This is a genomic window from Streptomyces sp. SGAir0957, from assembly GCF_043523415.1.
On record NZ_CP027290.1, the window covers coordinates 428,470 to 446,560 of the forward strand.

The window sequence follows — 18,091 nt, forward strand, 5'->3', positions numbered from 1 at the left end:
GAGATGGCTCCGGCGGGCCAGGCCCCGGCCGTCGGCTTCGACTCCTGGTACGGGTCGGTCGACTACACCGGCAGCGCGGGCGCCGTGGCCGGCGAGACGCAGCGCGAATACGCGCACGACGCGCCCCGCGCCCACCATCTGCCGGGCCTGCGCGCGGCCATCGCGGCCTGCGGCCTCACCCGCCGGGGCACAGGACAGCCGGAGCTCTACGAGGGGAGGGACCGCACTGGAGCCACCGTCCGCGTCACCGTCGAGTACGGCGACCGCTGGATCCGGCTGGTCCAGATCCGCCCAGGTACGCGCTGAGCCACGTACGCATTCACCCCAAGACGTAGAAAAGCCCCGGCCGGACGGGGGACCAGCCAAGGCCCTACAGATGTGGCACGCGGAGGGCGGTCGCCTCGCGGCGAGGGGCTCCACGGGGCTTCAGCCGGACGCTCGTCCCCGTGGGCCATAGGCGAGGCCCGGGGACACTGTCCCCTCCGCAGCCAAGGACGAGGTTGGTTTTTGCTGACCCAGACGCCGATGCGGACCGGGTCCAGTTTGTTCTTCCTCAGGAGGTCGACATAGGCATCGCGGTCGCTCTCACGCAAGGAGGGGCCGTAGCACCGGGCGAGGGTGCTGACGTTGACGGCGCCCTGGTCGGGGCCGGTGTTGATGGTGTGCCAGCGTTTGCCGGCGACCTGGCGGACTGGACGCAGATCGTGTCGCCGATGCTTAGGCTGCGGTCCGCACCATCCGGGTGGTCCGCGTCCTTGGTCACCGTGGCGGTCCGCCGGGTGGCCGCCGGGCTCTCCTGGTACTCCATGGCGCCGGGCTCTCCTGGTACTCCATGTCGGGGCGGTCCGAGCTGCCCTCACAGATCCGCACGGTCCAGCAGGAGGACTGCGCGCGCGAACATCTTTTTCTGCGCGGCTTGAGTCCCCGTCCCATTACTTTGTCAGTGCTTCGACGCTGAGGGTCCGCTTCGTGCCGTCCTTCAGGGTCAGGGTGAGGGTGCCGGTCATCTTGCCGTGGGCCCCGCTGTCCGGCCACCAGGCGGTCCACCTGCCCCAGGGCAGTGACGACTTCGTCAGCTGCTCCACCGTGGCGTGGACGGTGCGCCCATGGTCGCGCACGGTGATCTCCGTAACGTCCTGGCCCGCCAGGCCGACCGCATAACGGAAACGAGCGGAGCCCTTCCCGAGGGCACCCTGTGCGTCCAGCGTGATGTCGTCGGCGGAGACGCTGCCCTCTGCTTCCGAGGTGATGGGTACCGCCACACCCGGACTTTGCGAACCGGCCAGGCAGTACGCGGAGCGGTAGTTCGACGTGACGATCATGGAGACAGTGGTGCCACGCCGGTCCCAGTTGAGGATCGAACCTGGTCGTCCGCTTCCTCCGTTGACGTCCATCGCTTTGTCGAAGCAGTGGCTGAAGGCGACATTGCTTTGCTTCGGTCGGTGGGCGGTGCTTGTCCATGTGGCCACTTCGGCCGATGACAGGGGTCCGGATCCGCCCGGCGCGGGCGGTTGGGCCGACAGCGTCACCGTAAGGAGAGCGGCCCCCGCGGCGAGTCCGGCAGCCGTCGTGTACGCCAGGCGTCGCACGAGCGGGCGGCGAAGTCCGGTGGCGAGGGCATGGCTGGGCCGGCCGGTGTCGCTCAGGACGATCGCCAGCAGTTGTTCCTTGCGCTCGAGTTCGGCGGGGGAGAGTTCGGCGCGCGGCGCGGAATCGAGCTCGGCCAGGCGGGAGAAGGGATCGGTCTTCATCGGAGTGCTCCTGTCAGTACCTGGGCGAGAGAGCGGGCGATGCGGGGACAGCGGGGCTGAGAGCGCTGGTGAGGCGTCGTCTGGCGCGCGTCAGACGCATGGCGTAGGCCGCGCGCGTGCAGTTGAGGACGGTGGCCGCCTCGCGGGCGTTGAGCCCTTCCCAGATGTGGAGCGCGAGGACTTCCTGGTCGGCCGGGGCGAGTGACCGCCAGGCTTCGACGAGGTCGATGCGGCTGTCGACTTGGGCTGTCTCGTCGATCGCGCGTTCGTGCCCGGGGGCCTCCGTGGTGTGGATCTGAACCATGAGTGCGGCCTGTCGGCGCATGGTGCGGTCCGCATTGAGCATCACGTTGCGTGCCGCACCGAACAGCCAAGGCCGCGGGTTGGCGGGGAGTTCGCGGCGGCGGCGCCACGCAGCGAGGAACGTCTCTCCCACGATGTCGTCCACGGCCATCGGGTGGGCCCGGCGGCGCACGAACCGCAGCACGTCCTCGTAGTGAGCCCGGTACACGTCCGTGAACTGGGCCTCGTTATCGATTGGCATAGCTTCCTTCCGTAGCGCCTGCCCTTACATGTCCGCCACCGGCACAAGTGCAACAGCCCCCAACACACGAACGCGCACGCCCTGGAGCAACCGGACTGGACAGACATGGCAAGAAGCGCGCGAGGGTCTCCCGCCCGTACCAGCGGGACGTTTTTTTCCGCACACTCAATGCGCGGCAGTGGGACCGGATGGTCGAGGCGTGGGTGGCCGACGATGACGAGGCCATGGACACGGCCTGGTTCGACGACATCACCGCGGACCTCGGATCCGAGTACGGCGCCTACGAGTACGTCATGAACATCGGGTTCGCCGCCTGAACTTGGGTGCCCGCGGGCATCACCCGGCCACAGGGGTACGGCCCCCCGCCGCCGTCCCGTACTGTCCGTGGCCGGAATGCGGCTGCTTCTGCCCCGGATGCGCGTGCGTTCCGGTCAAACACGGGGTCCGGCACTCGTCGTCAGTGACCGCGGGGTCGGACGTGGCCACACTGGTACGCGGAAAAGCAGCAACCCCGCCCGGCCCAGGAGGGATCACGATGCGAGTCGCTCGTACGGTCGCAGTGCTGACAGCCACCACCGCCGCGCTCGGGCTGAGCCTGGCGACCGCCGGTTCCGCCTCGGCTGCCGCCGGCAGTTGGAAGGCGTACGGCAACACGAACCCGATCACCTCCAGCTCCGCCACGTGGGGCTGCCACGGGAGCGTGACGATCGCAAGCAGCGTGCTCGCGCAGGTCTGCGCGGTCAGGTCGGCGGGCGGAGGCGCAGTGCAGGCGGCGGTGATCGTGCGCAACAACCGATCCACCCTTTTCAGCGTGTCGGCCGCCGCCGACCTGTGGACCAGCGCCGGTTCGCTCGGCGACTGGGCGTGCTCGTCCTCCGGGGTCGGGGCGAACTCCTGGTCAGTGTGTTTCGGGAAGTCCCTCGCCCAGAGCGCCCCGGTGAACTCGGTGGGCACGGCCAACGGCGTGAACCTCGGCCAGTCGTCGACCGTCTGAACCGGAGCCGCCCCCGGGGCGGGCCAGGCACGCCCGCATCCGGGCCGCTCTGGCATCGCCGAACTGTCACTCCCCGACGGCCGCGGCTTCTGCTCCCACTTCGGCGAACTGCTCGGCTACCACCCTGGGCCGGCGTCACGGCGGACCGATTGCGGACGGCCGTCGTCTACGTCAACGGCGGACCGATCGCGGACGGCCGTCGTCTACGTCAAAGGGGGACGGCACCCAGGCGACCATGGCTGCGATGTCGGCGCTGATCAAGGACGGCGTCGCCGGCACGCACTGGCGGCGCCACGAGCAGCCCCTGCGCCCCCGGCCCAGGTCACCGCGAGTCCTGAGGTTGCGGGCAGGGGAGAGCTGGCCGGCGGGAACGGCCGCAGCCCTCCTCGATCGGCATCTGTCAGATCACCCGCCCCACCGCATTCACGACCCAAGCCGCAGGACGGGTGACCAGGGCCTCCCGGTTGCCCGGGCGTGGCGCGCGGCGACGGCCTGGAACGCTCGGGTGTGCAGGCGATGCGGTAGATCACGAGTACGGGAGATCACGAGTACGGGCGCGCCCTGAAGCACCGGTGCAATCGCCGAGGTCGTCCCATCCGGACTTGAATCGGCGCGGCCGGTGCGTCTCGTCGTAGAGGTTGTTGTCCGGATCTTTGCTCGGGGTCGCGGCGCGGTCGTCGAGGCGCACCGACTGGCGGAAGACCTGCCCGTCACCGCCGGTCTGGAACACCGTCAGTTCGGCCGTCCCGTCGTGATCGGTGCCCGAGGCCCGCACACCCGGGCTGTACAGGTTCTGGCGGCACTCGATACGGCGGGTGACGCGGCCGGACAGGCCGCGGTGAAGGGGCCCGAAGCGGATCACCTGGACCCGGCTGCTGTCTTCCATGAGGTCGTCCATCTCGTGGGCCGCGCCCGCTACGAGGGCCATGGCCGATCAGGACGCTTCGACAGGCATCCTCAGCGCTCGCTGAGAACCGGATGCTGGGTGCGCGCCGCGTCGGTCTGCGCAAGGGGCGCTGAAAAGCCCTGCGCTCGGCCTGTGCCACCCTGCCCTCGTGGCGCCAGGTCGATCGTCGCGCGCTGCCTTGTCTACGTCGCCGTGCGGGCGCACACGAAGCCCCCACTTGCTCCATAGGGCCGCAACTCAGCCCAGTGCCCGGCCATTTGCTTCTCATGCATGTTGCACACATCACAGGGAGAGCGCTTTCTGAAGGTCTGGACAACTACGCGCGTCTACGCCCACGAATCATCACCCATCGAGCCGTCATGTCTGCGCTTTGAAGGTAAAGAGCCCTCATATTCCTGTGTTTGACGGTCAGTCATACGGTGACGGAGCGTCAAGGTGACCATGGAATATGTCATTCCATGGCGAAGGTGTGATGAGTTTGAGGAGGCGCGCCAGGGGGCGCGTCTTTCACCGCGCGTGTCAGCCCGGGTTCGCTTCGGGCGGCTGGGGGCTGCGCGTATGTTGCAAGGGGGTGTGCGCGTGAGACGTGCACGTATGACGATGGCCGCGGCGGTCTCCGGAGCGGCGCTTTCGCTGTTGGGCAGCGGGGTGGCGGCGGCGGGTACGGGTCCTGCTCCTTCCGCGCAGGAGCGCGCCGACTCGACGGCGGCGGGTGCGGCCGGTACTGAGGCCGGCAACCCGGTCAGCACCAAGGCCGCGGCGGCCGGGGTGTGTTCCGACGCGTACCAGATCGGCACGACTTCCTATGCCTACCGGGGCACCGAGACGATCGCCTCGGTGAAGCAGTTCTACTCGCCGAAGTGCAACCAGAACTACGGCTACGTGTGGGTGTGGAAGTCGTTCCTGGACAAGAAGATCAAGTTCGATCTCCAGGTCGGCGTGTGGAACTACGACCGCAACCTGCTGCAGGGAGAGCGCCGCGAGTACGACTCGCTGGGTCAGGAGTTCTGGGGCAACGGCGCCGACTCGGTCGACGACTGCACCTCGGGCGACGGCAAGCTGATGATCGCCAACGAGCAGGGCGCCTACTCCGCCAGGACGTCCAAGCGCTGCTGACATCTCGTCGGCGCGGGCGCCCACCCCGCACCGGCGCGCACGGCAGGATCCTGCGGCCTTCCGAGTCACCCGTCGCCACCGATGTGTGCGGGTGGCAGCCGCCCACCGGCTGCCACCCGCCGGGTCCTGCTCCTCAGTTCAACGGCCCATGAAGCCTGATCGATTCAAGGAGAGTTCCTCGTGCACTCTGTCATGCCCGAAAACCGGCGCACCAGACGTGTCAAAAACTCGGCTGCGGCTACCGCGGTCGCCGCAGCAGCGGGAACGGCGCTGCTCATCGCGCTGATACCCGCCCAGGCGTCGGCCGCGCCCGCCGACAAGCCCGCTCCGCCGCGGCTGTCCGCGTCGCCGCTGGGGCAGACCAAGGCTCCCAAGAGCACTCCGATCGGCACGGCCGGCAAGGACCGCAAGCTGGTGCAGGAAGGCATCCTGCAGTCCACGTTCCAGGGCCTGGGCATCGGCCAGGTCCCCTGGTCGGAGTTCCACGAGGCGTCGCTGTCGGACTCGGTCGGCGCGCAGGTCAACTACGGCAACGGCAACCTGCTGCTGTCCGCGAACGCCTTCGACATCGCGGACGCCGGCCCGGGCCTGTCCTTCGGGCTCGCCTACAACGGCCTGAACACCAGCTGGAAGGCGACGACCGGCAGCGACTACCTGATCCACGAGCCGAACACGACGTCGGTCTACGTGCAGGGCCCCTCCAGCACGATCGCCGTGTTCGAGCGCGACGGCTCAGGATTCACCCCGGCGCCCGGCTACAAGCAGGACCTCACCCAGTCCTCGGACAAGAAGTCCTTCACCCTGACCTCGCGCGGCAACGGGCAGAAGACCACCTTCACCCGCTCCGGCACGACCGGCGACGCACGGGTGAGCAAGGTCGAGGACAAGAACGGCAACGCCACCACCATCAGCTACTCCGGCGCCTTCACGTCGAAGATCACCTCCGCGTCCGGGCGCACACTGACCTTCACCAACGACGGCAAGCAGATCACCAAGGTCACCGACAACACCGGCCGCTACGTGACCTACACCTGGTCGGGCAACGACCTGAAGACGTTCACCGACACCGACGGCAAGACCACGGCCTTCGAGTACGACACCTCGCACCGGATGACGAAGGTGACCACACCGGAGGGCCGCGAGACGCGGTTCACCTGGAACACCAACCTCCTCGCCTCGATCACCCGGGTCGTCGACAAGACCGCGGGCACCGGCGCCACCACCGCCTTCCGCTACATCCTTCCCCAGCCGGGCAGCGAGGGCGAAGGCGTCGTCCGTGTCACCGACCCGCGCGGCAAGAACACCGAGGTCACGGTCGACGCCCGCTGGCGGGTGAAGAAGACCACCGACCCCCTCGGCCACGAGCGTTCCAAGACGTGGGGGCCGGACAACAACGTCACCAGCGCCGTCGACGGCATGGGCACGGGCTCCACGCCCGGCAACACGGTGAAGTTCGACTACGACGACTCCTTCAACCCCAAGTCCGCCACCCAGCCCACCGGCGCGCAGTCGACCGCGGCCTGGACGCAGAAGTCCGGCGGCCACTACCCCGAGACGCTCACCTCGGCGAGCGGTGACAAGGTCACCAACGGCTACGACACCTCGGGCAACATGATGTCGCAGACCGACACCACCACCGGCTCCGACGGCGCCAAGTGGACCTACGACTACAACCCGAAGTCCGGCACGATGGACTGCGACGGGCTGCCCGGCCAGCGCTGCTCGGCAACCGACCCCGAGGGCAACAAGACGTCCTTCACGTACGACTCCAAGGGCAACCTCCTCAAGGTCGACCGTCCCTCCGCGCAGGAGGACATCACCTACACCTACGACGCGCTGGGCCGCACCGACACCGTCACCGACGGCCGCGGCGTCAAGACCGTCTACGCCTACGACAAGCGCGACCGTCTCAAGACGCAGACCAGCGACGGCAAGGTCACGACGTTCGGCTACGACGCGGACGGCAACATCAAAACCCGCACCAGCCCGGCCGGCACCAGCAGCTACACCTACGACGAGCAGAGCCGCGAACGCACCCGCAGCCTGCCCGCAGGCGGCGCGAGTTCGGTGACGTACGACGCGTCCGGCAACGTGAAGACCGCCACCGACCCGGGCGGCACCCTCACCTACGACTACAACGACGCCAACCAGCTCACCACCCTGACCGAGCCCGGCGGCGCCAAGACCACCTACGACTACGACAAGAACGGCGACCGCACCACCACCACCTACCCGGGCAACACGGTGCAGAAGACGGACTACGACAAGTCCAGCCGCGCCCAGAAGATCGAGGTCAAGAACGGCTCCACCGTCCTGTCCACGATCACCTACGACTACAACAAGTCCGGCAAGGACAGCGACAAGATCTACAAGCGGACCACCGACGGGGCCGCCACCGCCTACACCTACGACTCCAAGGGCCGCCTGACCAAGGCCGTGGAGACCAAGGACGGCTCCACCACGGCAGGCTGGGCCTACTGCTACGACAAGACCGGCAACATGACCGGCCGCTCCACCGGCACCAGCCTCCCCGCCTGCGCCGACACCCAATCCGCGCGCGAGTACAACAACGCCAACGAACTCACCTCGCTCGGCGGCAACACCGGCTTCACCTACGACGGCGACGGCAACGAGACCTCCGCGGCCTCGCCCACCGGGGCCCGCACCAGCGGCCAGTGGACGCCGTACACCCAGCTGTCCGCGCTGACCGCCTCCGGCACGGCGTCGACGTACACCTACGCGGGCCTGGACAACAACGACCGCCTCACGCGCGGCACTTCGACGTTCACCAACGCCGCGACCGGCATGACCCGTGAGAACACGACCGGTTTCGTCCGCGAGGCCTCGGGCACGCTGACAGCCATGACCAGCGCCGGGGCGAGCCAGTACTACCTCACCGACGTCCAGGGCAGCGTCATCGGCCTGGTCGACGCGAGCGGCAAGCGCACCGCGACCTACAGCTACGGCCCCTACGGCGAAGCCCGCACCACCACCGGTACCAACCAGCCCTACCGCTACACCGGCACCTACCTCGACCCGTCGGGCCTGTACAAGATGGGAGCCCGCTACTACGACCCCCAACTCGGCCGCTTCACCCAGCCCGACCCCTCCGGCAAGGAACGCAACCTCTACGCCTACGCCGCCGGAGACCCCGTCAACCGCAGTGACGCTTCTGGGCAGTACAGCGTGCTGGATGCAGTGGATGATGCGAAGGACGTCGGCGAGGCTGTCAGCAGCGGTCTCAAGGGAGACACCGATGCTCTCTGGGGCCAAGCGGCGGGTCTCGCCGCAGGTATCGCGGTTGAGTCGGCCTGCCAATTCGTTGCGGGATTTGCGGGAGCTCCAACTGCGGGAATCGGGGCGGTGGCTGTCGAGGCAGGCTGCGCATACGCAAGCACCGCGGTAGGGGACTGGACCGCGAACAAGGTGGAAAGCAGTCTCAAGTAAGTACGTGCTAGGTCGGTGGCCGTCTCGACCGGACGGCCACCACTCCGGGGACAGGAGCACCAGGATGGCAGACCATTCGTACGCACCCAGAGGAACAAATAAGCGTAACGCCGCCATCGTCGCGGTCAGTTCCCTGGTTCTCTATGTGCTGGCGGCGATTCTCGGTGCCAAAGGGGGGTGGGGTGCCGCTTTCGCCCCATTGCTTGTTGCGGTAGTTGTGGATGTGGTCTGCATCGTGGTGTATCTGTCCTTTCGGTCCGAGCACCGAGAAGAGTCATAGGTTGAGTAAAGGAGACAGTTGACATGGTGCTCGCGCGTAGTGGTGTCACCCCGGGTGGCGGTCTCGGAGTGGTGCTATTTATCATCGCTATCCTCTGTGTCGTGATTCCGATCGTTGTAGCCAGGAGGAAACGCCGCCGGTAGCGACAGCGAGCGATTGAATCGCGTGGCCAGTGAGCCTGTTCCAACCTGCCAGAACGGCTTGCTTGTTGGGCTGACAGCGCGAAGAAGCCCCTGGCAGACGGGTTTTCGACTAAGAGAACCGGATCCACCAGAGGCTTCACGTGCTTGTCTACCGCTGCGGCGTCGACCTGTCCAGCTCCACTTTGCGCTTCCTGGCCAGCCATCTGCGATCGCAGCCGGGTTCGGCATCGGCACCGCCACGGCCTACCGCTACATACGCGAAGCGATCGAGGTCCTTGCCGTCCTCGCTCCGACCCTCCAGCAGGCCATGGACGAGGCTCGGCGCAAGGCGTTCCTGATCCTGGACGGCACGCTCCTGCCGATCGACCGGATTGCCGAGGACCGCCCGTACTACTCCGGGAAACACAAACGACACGGAATGAACGTGCAGGTCATCGCCAGGTCGCGGCCATCGCGGCTGGTGAAGCCGTTTCCTTAGTGGCGGAAGAGGCCTGCGTTGCCGGAGCTGCACTTGCAGGTGCTTCGACCGCGGGAGCCGGTGCCTTCGTTGTAGGCGCAGCCTGTTTCGCTGGCGCTGAGTACATCGGCAACGAAGTCGAGAATTCTGCAACTGACGCCTGGTCGTAGGCGCGGTGCAGAGAGGAGAGCAATGAGGCAGCCGGAACAGATTCCGCTTGCGAATAGCGGACGGCTCATGCCTGACGGGACTGCGGGCTTAATCATTTTCCTGGTGGCGATAGCCGTCATCATCGCGATGATCATTTACGGGCGGTCGACGCGTAAGCGTAGGCGCTGACCCATTGAACCCAGACCAGCTCCTACCTGAGTGGGCGTTCTGTGAGTCGTCGGCGTGGTTGTCCTGATTGAGGGCTTGCGCATGAGTGACGGTGCGGTGTGCTGGAGGAGTGGCTGACCGGCAGCCGTACCCGAGTGACCTGTCGGATGAGGCGTGGGAGCTGATCCGGCCGGTCCTCACGGCCTGGAAGGGCCGGCATCCGTCGGTCAGCGGCCATCAGGGCCGGTATGCGATGCGGGAGATCGTCAACGCCCTCCTGTACCAGGCCCGGGTGGGCTGTCAGTGGCGCTATCTGCCGCACGACTTCCCGCCCTACACCGCGGTCTACTACTACTTCGGGCTGTGGCGGGACGACGGTACCGACCAGGCGGTCCATGACCTGTTGCGCTGGCAGGTCCGCGAGAGCCGCGGCCGAAACGCGGACCCGACCGCGATCGTGATGGACACCCAGACCGTGCACGCCTCGCTCAACGCACCCAAAGAGAGCACGGGGCTGGATCCGGGCAAGAGAAGCCGGGGCCGCAAGCGGGGCATCGCCACCGACATGCTCGGCCTGCTCATCGCCGTGATCGTGGTCGCCGCGAGCGTGCACGACAACGCCATCGGCATCACCCTGCTCAACGAGGCCGCGGCCGACAACCCGTCGCTGTCCAAGAGCTGGGTCGACGCCGGGTTCAAGAACGCCGTCGTCGCCCACGGTGCCACCCTGGGCATCGACGTCGAGGTGGTCCACCGGGATCCGGCCACCACGGGCTTCACCCCGTCACCGAAACGGTGGATCGTCGAGCAGACCCTGGGCACGCTGATGCTGCACCGCCGCCTGGCCCGCGACTACGAGGCCCGGCCCGCCAGTTCGGCGTCCTGGATCCGCTGGTCGATGACCGGCGTGATGACCCGCCGGCTCACCGCCTCCACCGCGTTGACCTGGCGTGACCCGCCACCCGGCCCGCCCCGCGAGGTCAGCTCGAACGAGCAGGGGTAAAGCATGCACCAGTTCCTGGAACAGCTTGAACTACGCGAGGCCGCGGCCCGCGACCTGGCCGACAAGCTCCGCGCCCAGATCGCCGAGCTCACCGCTCAACTCCAGGCCACCGAAGCGGCCCTGCAGCGACTGCGCATCACCCGCGAGACCATCCTGGAGATCGCCCCTGACCTCCCCGGCGGCCTCGAGCCCCTGCCCTCGGCCTACCGCCAGATCCTCACGCTCTTCGAGGACACCGCCGACGGACTCCACCCCAAAGACGTCTGCCTCGCCCTGAACACCGGCACCGAACCCCGGCACGTCGAAGGCATCCGAGCCAAACTGAAACGCCTGGTCAGCCGCGGCATCCTCGCCGAACCCGAACCTGGCCTCTTCACCCTTCCCCGGCCAATCCCACGTCCGGACTAGACCCGGCAAACACTCGCAGAACACCCACTGAGAGCTGTCGGCGGTTGACCGAAAGTCCGGTGCCACGAAGCTCCTGGGAGGCGAGTGCTCATCTGACCATACTCGCCTCCCGGGAGCTTTGCTGCGCTTGCCTGCCGTCGTTGAGCAGCGAAGCCTCCGCCTCGGCACCGTCGCCTTCTTCGCCCTTTCCATCCTCCACACCGGCACCCCGGGGCGCCAAGCCCACACAGATGGTCTGGGAGCCCGTGCATTGGGATCCGCGGGCGTCCCCCTGTCTGGATCCCGGTCGGCGCAGTTCAACAGATCGCGTTGTTCGGAACGACGCCGATACCAGCATCGCCCGATAGGGCAAGTCTTGAGAGCCATCGAATCCCTAGACAGCTTTGACGAGCGGCGGGGCGAGTCAGTATTACGTCACCGATGTCCAGGGCAGCGTCATCGGCTTGGTCGACGCGAGCGGCAAGCGCACCGCGACCTACAGCTACGGCCCCTACGGCGAAGCCCGCACCACCACCGGCACCGACCAGCCCTACCGCTACACCGGCACCTACCTCGACCCGTCGGGCCTGTACAAGATGGGAGTCCGCTACTACGACCCCCAACTCGGCCGCTTCACCCAGCCCGACCCCTCCGGCAAGGAGAGCAACCTCTACGCCTACGCCGCCGGCGACCCCACCAACCGCATCGACCCGAACGGGCTGTCTTTCTTCGACGCTGTCGGCAAGGGATTCGACATCTACGACATAGGCAGCATGGCGAAGGACATTGACGAGGGTAATTACAAGGACGCCCTGGCCACGGGAGTGGGTATGGCCGCTGGCGCCGCCGCCGAGGCTGGGTGCGGCGCAGTAGCCGCCGCGGTGAGCGCACCGACTGCGGGAGTGGGTGGACTCGCGGTTGGTGCCACCTGCTTCGGGGCCGGGTACGCAGCAGGTGAGCTTGGCGAAAAGCAGCGACTAGCGTCCTCAACTAAAGAGGGGGTCGCGCACTGAGAGAGGAGACCGGAAAGATGGATGAGCTCGTCTTTTTGGCTAAGGGAGCAGGGGAAGGAACCCCTAGCTTCTGGATCATCGCGATCATCCTGATCGTAATCGTCGGGGTGGCTTTTTTGTGGAGTAAGGCCCGCAAGAGGTAACGGTCATGTACGCGCGGCGACTCTCTCCATGTGCATCAGAGAAAAACGAGTGAGCGGACAATCGTCACGTTAGTGCCACCGGTACGTGGGCGTCCTACTCTTGAAATGCGTAGGGCGCCCACGCGTATTTACTGGCCCCGGGGCCTCGGCCGAAGCAAGGCAGTATCAGCCTACCGTCGTCCAGGGCAGCGTCATCGGCTTGGTCGACGCGAGCGGCAAGCGCACCGCGACCTACAGCTACGGCCCCTATGGCGAAGTCCGCACCACCACCGGCACCAACCAGCCCTACCGCTACACCGGCACCTACCTCGACCCGCCGGGCCTGTACAAGATGGGAGCCCGCTACTACGACCCCTAACTCGGCCGCTTCACCCAGCCCGACCCCTCCGGCAAAGAAAGCAACCTCTACGCCTATGCCGCCGGCGACCCCGCCAATCGCAGCGACCAGAGCGTTCTTCTTTCTTTCGATATAGGCATAGAGGGGTGTTACTGACTTTGCATCGGGGGCGGAGTAAGTATCAACGAGGACGAAAGTCTGCACCCGTACGTGCAGTTCGGTGCAGGTACTCCCGGCGCCGGCGCCGGCGCCGATGCCAGCTTGGCGTCTGGTTCCGCCGACAGCGGTTGGACTGGTGAGGTTGCTTGTGGCGATGGCCCAGCAGAACTTTCCGTAGCCACCGACCGATCTGAGGGGGTCGGAACGGGAGGGAGCTCGGGCAAATGCTTCGCATCGGCGAAGTACACGTGGTGAAATTTAGACGGAGGGTGCGATGACGTCACTACTGCTGCTTGCAAACGACCGCCCAGACGGACCGTCATGGTCGCCTTTCCTGGCAATTGGAATGGTTGTCCTGTTTGGTCTCGGCGCCCTTTTTCTCTACTTGAGAAGTCGCCGGCGCAAGTAGATTCCGCTTGATAGAGGCGGAAATGCAAAAGCAGAGGAGTCGGCTGTATGCATATTCTGGTTGGGATCATCGTCGCGATGATGGGTGCTGCCATTGCGGTTTTCGGTCCACGATTCGGCCGGGAAGTCGGTTCACGGTCAGGGCGCCGATTTGAGGCATCGAACTCGATTGCATTTCGAGTTGTGGGTGTAGCGATGCTGATTTTGGGAATCGTGTATGCGGCTGGGGTGGCCAAGCTCGGCTAGGTAGGACATCTGTTTTGGGCGCCTTGTCTGCAGAATGGACGAGGCGCCCAAAAAGGAGGTCGGTGGCGCGTTCGATGCCGAGGCAATCCTGGGGGTTGGTGAAAACGCCGCGAAGGGCGACTGGGGCGGTGCCGCCGCGACTGCCGCGGGCGCTGTCGCAGGTGCTATCACCGATGCCACCTGTGTGTCGGCAGCTGCAGCGGTGAGCCTGCCGACGGCTGGCGTGGGCGGAGCGTTGGTCGGTGCCGGTTGCGGGTTTGCGGGCGAATTTGTCGGAAGCCAGGTGGAGGACGCGGATTCCGAATCCTGGTCGTAATCGAACCACCTAATTGTGGCGTGCTCCCGTCAGGCGGGAGCACGCCACAAGGTCAATCTGAAGGAGGGAATTCGCATGTTGTTCGCTGCTGATGGCCGCGGGAGTTGGATCCCGGGCGGGACCGCCGGATCCGTGGTCGCGATCCTCATATTTGTCGGAATCGTGGCAATGTTCGGCTTCGGAATCTGGAACAAAAGAAGGAAGGGGTGAGTCGTGATCGCAGGTATTATCGTGATCGCATTCGGCCTGGCTGTAGCGGCACTGAGTCGTCTCACGTCCTGTACCTATGCCCACTCGAAGGGCGGGCGTACGGCCCTCTGGATTGCTTGTGTAGTGGGCTTCACGCGCCTTTAACGTGGCCTCTTCCAAACTCTGCCGGAGCGCCTTATGTGTGCGGTGGGCTGACAGCACAAAAAATCCCCTGAGAGACGGGTTTTCGACTAAATGAATCGGAATCATTCCTGTCGTAACCGACGGGTTTTATGGGCGGATAAGTGTGGGCGGCGATGATCAGCCACGTCCAACGGTCGGCGGATGCGGAGTCGCGTAGGCGGGCCGGGTCCAACAGAACCCTGCTGTCCGCGAGGCGCGAAGAGGAGTGAGCACGTTTCCCGCCCTTTCCAGTACTCCGCCGCGGTCGAACCGCGGCGGAGTACCGGCCTTGGGCTGCATCGTGGCGCTCCTGACGCCGTTCGTCATCGTCCTGGTCATCGCCGGGGTACTGGTGGTCCTGAGCCGCGGTCAGGACAGCGCCAACGCACGCCACAAGGACGAGGCGTTACGGGAGACGGCCGAACTGGCGGACTCTTACGAGAGGGACGTCCTGAGCCCGGCAGCACGAGGGCACCCTCTTCGCCCACACGTCCTCGGGCCGGTCGCTGACGACCGTCGTCAAATTCGCCGCGACCTATGAGAGCACGACCCTCTTCGGCACCAAGAACACCTTCGCCCACCGCTGCTACTCGTTTCGCTTCGAGAAGATGCTCAGAGCGGTGTCCATAGGAAGGTTCTCCCTCTCCAGGAGTGCAACCGGATGTGGCAGCCGCCAGAGCAGGCGTTCACCGTCAGGCCCGAGGCTTCGGCTCCTTTAGGGGTGGTCGTCTGGTCCGACGAGCGCGACCGATGGACCATGACTGAGCGTGTCGCTCTACTTGATGGTGGTACGTAGGTATTTCCTGGTCCCGGCGTGTCGAGAGGGCCTTAGACGTCGTTTCTTTTGCTGTTCTCGGGTCGAGTCGTGCAGGGATACTGCTGTGGTGCTGTTGACGTGAATCGCTGAAGAGGCAGACGAGCCTCTGGCACTGGAGCCGACTGACCGGCGCGCGGAGTGGGAGACCAACACCTGGTCGCTGGGTGCGGATGAACAGGACAGGAGTTCGTTGTCCGTCGGTGAGGTGGTGGTTGCCTTCGAGCGGACTGCTGCTGCCGTCCGAGAACGCATTCGCGATCTGGGATTGTCCGGCGTGGCGACGTTCTACGTGTGGTCATGACGAACAGGCCAGCAGCCGCACCGCCATGCACCGCACCCTGCTGAAGATCAGACGACTACTCGAAGCGCAGAGCGTTGCCATCTCGCAGACCGCCACCCCGCCGACCGTCCTGGCAGGCCTTCAAGCCAGAGTCACTGCCCGAAGCAACGACTGCAGCTGCAAGATCAAGACTGCAGGTTATTGATCGGCAGCCCCTTGGGCGCTGTTTCTCGGATCTCATGACCTGGCGGGGCTGTTGTGGTCAGGCTGGAGGCATGGGTCGTGGGGATTTAACGAACGCGGAGGGGGAACGGCTGGAGTCGCCTCCGGGCGGGATGCGTGGAGGCCGGTGGAGTGATCACCGTCGGGTGATCAACGGGGTGCTCTACCGGGTGCGAACCGGTGTGCAGTGGCGGGACCTTCCCGAGCGGTTCGGGCCCTGGGAGACCGTCTATAAGCGGCATCGCCGCTGGTCAGCGGATGGCACCTGGAAGATGCTGCTGTCGAAGATCCAGGCTGCCGAGGATGCAGCGGGCCGGGTCGACTGGGACGTGTCGGTGGACTCCACCGCGGTGCGGGCCCATCAGCATGCCGCCGGCGCCCGCCACGCGCCGCCGCCCGCGCTCCCGTAAAGAGGGGCCCGCGCAGGGACGAACCAGGTCGATCCGGCGCTGCGGAGACTGGCCGTCCGGCTGGAGGAGGTGGTCGCCTCGGCGAGTGCCTGGGACGCTCCCCCGCGGCGGACTGACCACCAAAATCCATCTGTCCGCGGACGGACACTGCCAGCTCCTCGCGCTCCTGCTGACTCCGGGCCACTACGGTGACGGCCCCCAACTCAAGCCCGTGCTGCGGCAGATAGCCGTACCCCGTCTTGGCGTCGGACGACCACGCTCCCGGCCTGATCATGTCCTGGCCGATAAGGCTTACACGGCTCGCAGCAACCGCCGCTACCTGCGACGACGCGGGATCGCCCACACCATCCCCGAACGGCGTGACCAGCGCAGACACCGTCTCAACCGGGGCTCCCGGGGCGGCCGGCCGGCTTCGACGGCGAGCACTACAAGAAGCGCAGCAACACCGTCGAGCGTGCCATCAACCGCCTGAAAGGCTTCCGCGCTGTCGCCACCCGCTACGAGAAGCGGGCCTACATCTACCTCGGCACCGTCACCCTCGCAGCACTCATGGTCTGGCTCCGCACGACGCTCGGGCCGGTGCGCCGTGTGCGAACTGGACCGCGTCATCGCTCACCCGCCCACCACCGCAGTGGTGACGGACGACCAGCCGGTCCTCGAAGCCGTGCCGCGCGGGTTCTGCGGCGACTGCGGTGCCCACATGATGGTGATCGGCCCGGTCCTCGAGGACGGGCTGTGCAAGCACTGCCGCGAGCGGACACAGTCCCGCGCCGTGATACCGGCCCCCGCCCCGGCATCGGCCGCCGACACGTCGCCCCCGACCTGCTCGGGCGGCAGCGCCCAGGACCCGTGCGGGCGCCTGGCCCTGCCCGAGCGCTACGTGTGCGCCCGCCACCGAGCCCAGGGACTTCTCGCCGAAAAGGCGGTCGCCTGATGCCCGCACGCAACCTGGAGCTCGGGAAGTTCGGGGCCCGCGGCATCAAGGGCCATCAGGCCGTCGCCCGCCAGCTCGATGCTCTGGCCGGTTTCACGCCACACCCATCAGCCAGCGCCGCGGGCTGCTAACCCGCCTGCACTACCTCACCCGCTCCGAGCGGGCCCGCACCGCCGCCCGGGCCGCCAGCCTCACCGCGACCGACCGACCGACCGACCGCACCGTCCAGGCCTGGCTGGATGGACGCCGTACTGCGTCGAAGGCGAACCTGGCACGGATCGAGGAGGCCTACCATCAGGTGCGACGGCAGAACGCGGCCCGGCCACCTGGCCGCCCGCCTCATACGCTGCGGCCGCGGCACCCGCGGGGAGATACACCCACTCAATCAGTCCCAGGTCCTCCGTCCCCCAGCAGCGCGTCATCGAACACCGCACCCTCAACGTCCGGCACCGGGACGGCCTCGTGCAGGCCTGGGCCGACGATGACGACCAGGTCCTGGATGCCGCCTGGATCGACCACGTCGTCGACCTTGGCTCTCGCAGTGGGGCCAGTACGAGCACGTCACCAACATCGGTTTCGCCGCGTGCCGAGTCCCGCGCTGTTCAGGGGCCTGCGCCCGTAAGGCAGGCGACCTCGCCCCTCATACGAAAGGCGGTGTTGTCCGGGATGGTCTCGGCGGCGATGGCCAGGTTCTCGGCCTTGGCTCCGGCCAGGCGACGGGCGGCGCCGACACCGTGGCGTTCGGCCCAACGCTCGATGAGCTCCTGGCGCTCGGCGGCCGCCGGGTCCGATAGCGCTGGGGCGTCCGCCGGGGAACGGCGACCGTCGGCGGGCGCCGGCAGGGGCTCGGGCAATTACCCTCCCCGGATCGACCTTGGGTGGGTAGGCGGGCTTGCGTATGCGGCGGTGCGAGGTGGGATGCGTGACCCCGCAGGTGTACATCTGCTTGCCGTTGCTGACTGGGTCGTCCGTGGTGGCCTGGCGCTGCCCATCGGTGAAGTCCGCGTGCAGCCTTGACCAAAGCTGCCTGGAGCGGGATGCAGATCTTGCGGGGCTGTTGCCGACTGTTCGTGCGGTCGGCGGTCCA

Annotated in this window: 16 protein-coding genes and 3 pseudogenes; 15 read left to right on the forward strand and 4 right to left on the reverse strand. The window is 66.7% G+C overall.

Annotation, left to right across the window (positions count from 1 at the left end; translation table 11 throughout):
* Positions 1-3 precede the first annotated feature (3 nt).
* Entirely contained in the window at positions 4-306 is a 303-nt protein-coding gene (locus C1N81_RS02280) for a hypothetical protein (protein WP_394426164.1), read from the forward strand.
* A gap of 626 nt (positions 307-932) precedes the next feature.
* Here C1N81_RS02280 and C1N81_RS02285 read toward each other — a convergent pair.
* Together C1N81_RS02285 and C1N81_RS02290 are read right to left on the reverse strand one after the other, a co-directional pair.
* The gene (locus C1N81_RS02285) at positions 933-1,751 is read right to left on the reverse strand and encodes a hypothetical protein (protein WP_394426165.1); all 819 of its coding nucleotides are present in this window, start codon (positions 1,749-1,751) and stop codon (positions 933-935) included.
* Between the two features lie 13 nt (positions 1,752-1,764).
* A complete protein-coding gene (locus C1N81_RS02290) occupies positions 1,765-2,295 on the reverse strand; it encodes an RNA polymerase sigma factor (protein ID WP_394426167.1) in 531 nt (176 codons plus the stop codon).
* Between the two features lie 559 nt (positions 2,296-2,854).
* Here C1N81_RS02290 and C1N81_RS02295 point away from each other — a divergent pair.
* A complete protein-coding gene (locus C1N81_RS02295) occupies positions 2,855-3,289 on the forward strand; it encodes a hypothetical protein (RefSeq protein ID WP_394426168.1) in 435 nt (144 codons plus the stop codon).
* A 526-nt stretch (positions 3,290-3,815) separates the two neighbouring features.
* Here C1N81_RS02295 and C1N81_RS02300 read toward each other — a convergent pair.
* On the reverse strand, positions 3,816-4,217 hold the full coding sequence (locus tag C1N81_RS02300; RefSeq protein WP_394426170.1) for a hypothetical protein: 402 nt from the start codon (positions 4,215-4,217) through the stop codon (positions 3,816-3,818).
* 558 nt (positions 4,218-4,775) lie between these two features.
* Here C1N81_RS02300 and C1N81_RS02305 point away from each other — a divergent pair.
* From C1N81_RS02305 to C1N81_RS02365, 13 genes and pseudogenes are all read left to right on the forward strand, one after another.
* Entirely contained in the window at positions 4,776-5,312 is a 537-nt protein-coding gene (locus C1N81_RS02305; RefSeq protein WP_394426171.1) for a hypothetical protein, read from the forward strand.
* 180 nt (positions 5,313-5,492) lie between these two features.
* Positions 5,493-8,759: an RHS repeat-associated core domain-containing protein gene (locus tag C1N81_RS02310; RefSeq protein ID WP_394426173.1), complete on the forward strand. Its 3,267-nt coding sequence runs from the start codon at positions 5,493-5,495 to the stop codon at positions 8,757-8,759.
* Between the two features lie 481 nt (positions 8,760-9,240).
* A pseudogene (locus tag C1N81_RS02315) lies at positions 9,241-9,621 on the forward strand (hypothetical protein); the annotation flags it as partial.
* A 466-nt stretch (positions 9,622-10,087) separates the two neighbouring features.
* Positions 10,088-10,960, forward strand: a complete 873-nt coding sequence (locus C1N81_RS02320; protein WP_394426175.1) for an IS5 family transposase — start codon at positions 10,088-10,090, stop codon at positions 10,958-10,960.
* A gap of 3 nt (positions 10,961-10,963) precedes the next feature.
* Positions 10,964-11,368, forward strand: a complete 405-nt coding sequence (locus C1N81_RS02325) for a hypothetical protein (protein WP_394426176.1) — start codon at positions 10,964-10,966, stop codon at positions 11,366-11,368.
* A gap of 443 nt (positions 11,369-11,811) precedes the next feature.
* Entirely contained in the window at positions 11,812-12,360 is a 549-nt protein-coding gene (locus C1N81_RS02330; RefSeq protein ID WP_394426178.1) for an RHS repeat-associated core domain-containing protein, read from the forward strand.
* A gap of 342 nt (positions 12,361-12,702) precedes the next feature.
* Positions 12,703-12,861 (forward strand): RHS repeat-associated core domain-containing protein, encoded by a 159-nt coding sequence (locus C1N81_RS02335; protein WP_394426180.1) that lies wholly within the window; start codon positions 12,703-12,705, stop codon positions 12,859-12,861.
* A 594-nt stretch (positions 12,862-13,455) separates the two neighbouring features.
* Positions 13,456-13,653, forward strand: coding sequence for a hypothetical protein (locus tag C1N81_RS02340; RefSeq protein WP_394426182.1), 198 nt, complete (start codon positions 13,456-13,458; stop codon positions 13,651-13,653).
* Between the two features lie 34 nt (positions 13,654-13,687).
* Complete coding sequence (locus C1N81_RS02345; protein ID WP_394426183.1) at positions 13,688-13,969, forward strand: hypothetical protein; 282 nt, start codon at positions 13,688-13,690, stop codon at positions 13,967-13,969.
* A gap of 661 nt (positions 13,970-14,630) precedes the next feature.
* Positions 14,631-14,882 carry a hypothetical protein gene (locus C1N81_RS02350; RefSeq protein ID WP_394426185.1) on the forward strand — a complete coding sequence of 84 codons (252 nt, stop codon included), beginning with the start codon at positions 14,631-14,633 and terminating at the stop codon, positions 14,880-14,882.
* 831 nt (positions 14,883-15,713) lie between these two features.
* Positions 15,714-16,634 (forward strand): annotated as a pseudogene (locus C1N81_RS02355) (IS5 family transposase); the annotation flags it as partial.
* Positions 16,635-16,656: 22 nt separating this feature from the next.
* Positions 16,657-17,004 carry a hypothetical protein gene (locus C1N81_RS02360; protein ID WP_394426250.1) on the forward strand — a complete coding sequence of 116 codons (348 nt, stop codon included), beginning with the start codon at positions 16,657-16,659 and terminating at the stop codon, positions 17,002-17,004.
* Positions 17,004-17,588 (forward strand): annotated as a pseudogene (locus C1N81_RS02365) (hypothetical protein); the annotation flags it as partial. The gene C1N81_RS02360 and the pseudogene C1N81_RS02365, both read left to right, overlap by 1 nt.
* An 18-nt stretch (positions 17,589-17,606) precedes the next feature.
* Here the strand turns inward: C1N81_RS02365 and C1N81_RS02370 are convergent.
* A complete protein-coding gene (locus tag C1N81_RS02370) occupies positions 17,607-17,858 on the reverse strand; it encodes a hypothetical protein (RefSeq protein WP_394426251.1) in 252 nt (83 codons plus the stop codon).
* Between the last annotated feature and the right edge of the window lie 233 nt (positions 17,859-18,091).

Excerpts from the sequence above, each read along its gene's own strand:
- C1N81_RS02300 (WP_394426170.1), bottom strand. The coding sequence starts at position 4,217 with ATGGCCCTCGTAGCGGGCGCGGCCCACGAGATGGACGACCTCATGGAA.
- C1N81_RS02290 (WP_394426167.1), bottom strand. The coding sequence starts at position 2,295 with ATGCCAATCGATAACGAGGCCCAGTTCACGGACGTGTACCGGGCTCAC.
- C1N81_RS02280 (WP_394426164.1), top strand. The coding sequence starts at position 4 with ATGGCTCCGGCGGGCCAGGCCCCGGCCGTCGGCTTCGACTCCTGGTAC.
- C1N81_RS02340 (WP_394426182.1), top strand. The coding sequence starts at position 13,456 with ATGCATATTCTGGTTGGGATCATCGTCGCGATGATGGGTGCTGCCATT.
- C1N81_RS02345 (WP_394426183.1), top strand. The coding sequence starts at position 13,688 with ATGGACGAGGCGCCCAAAAAGGAGGTCGGTGGCGCGTTCGATGCCGAG.
- C1N81_RS02325 (WP_394426176.1), top strand. The coding sequence starts at position 10,964 with ATGCACCAGTTCCTGGAACAGCTTGAACTACGCGAGGCCGCGGCCCGC.
- C1N81_RS02285 (WP_394426165.1), bottom strand. The coding sequence starts at position 1,751 with ATGAAGACCGATCCCTTCTCCCGCCTGGCCGAGCTCGATTCCGCGCCG.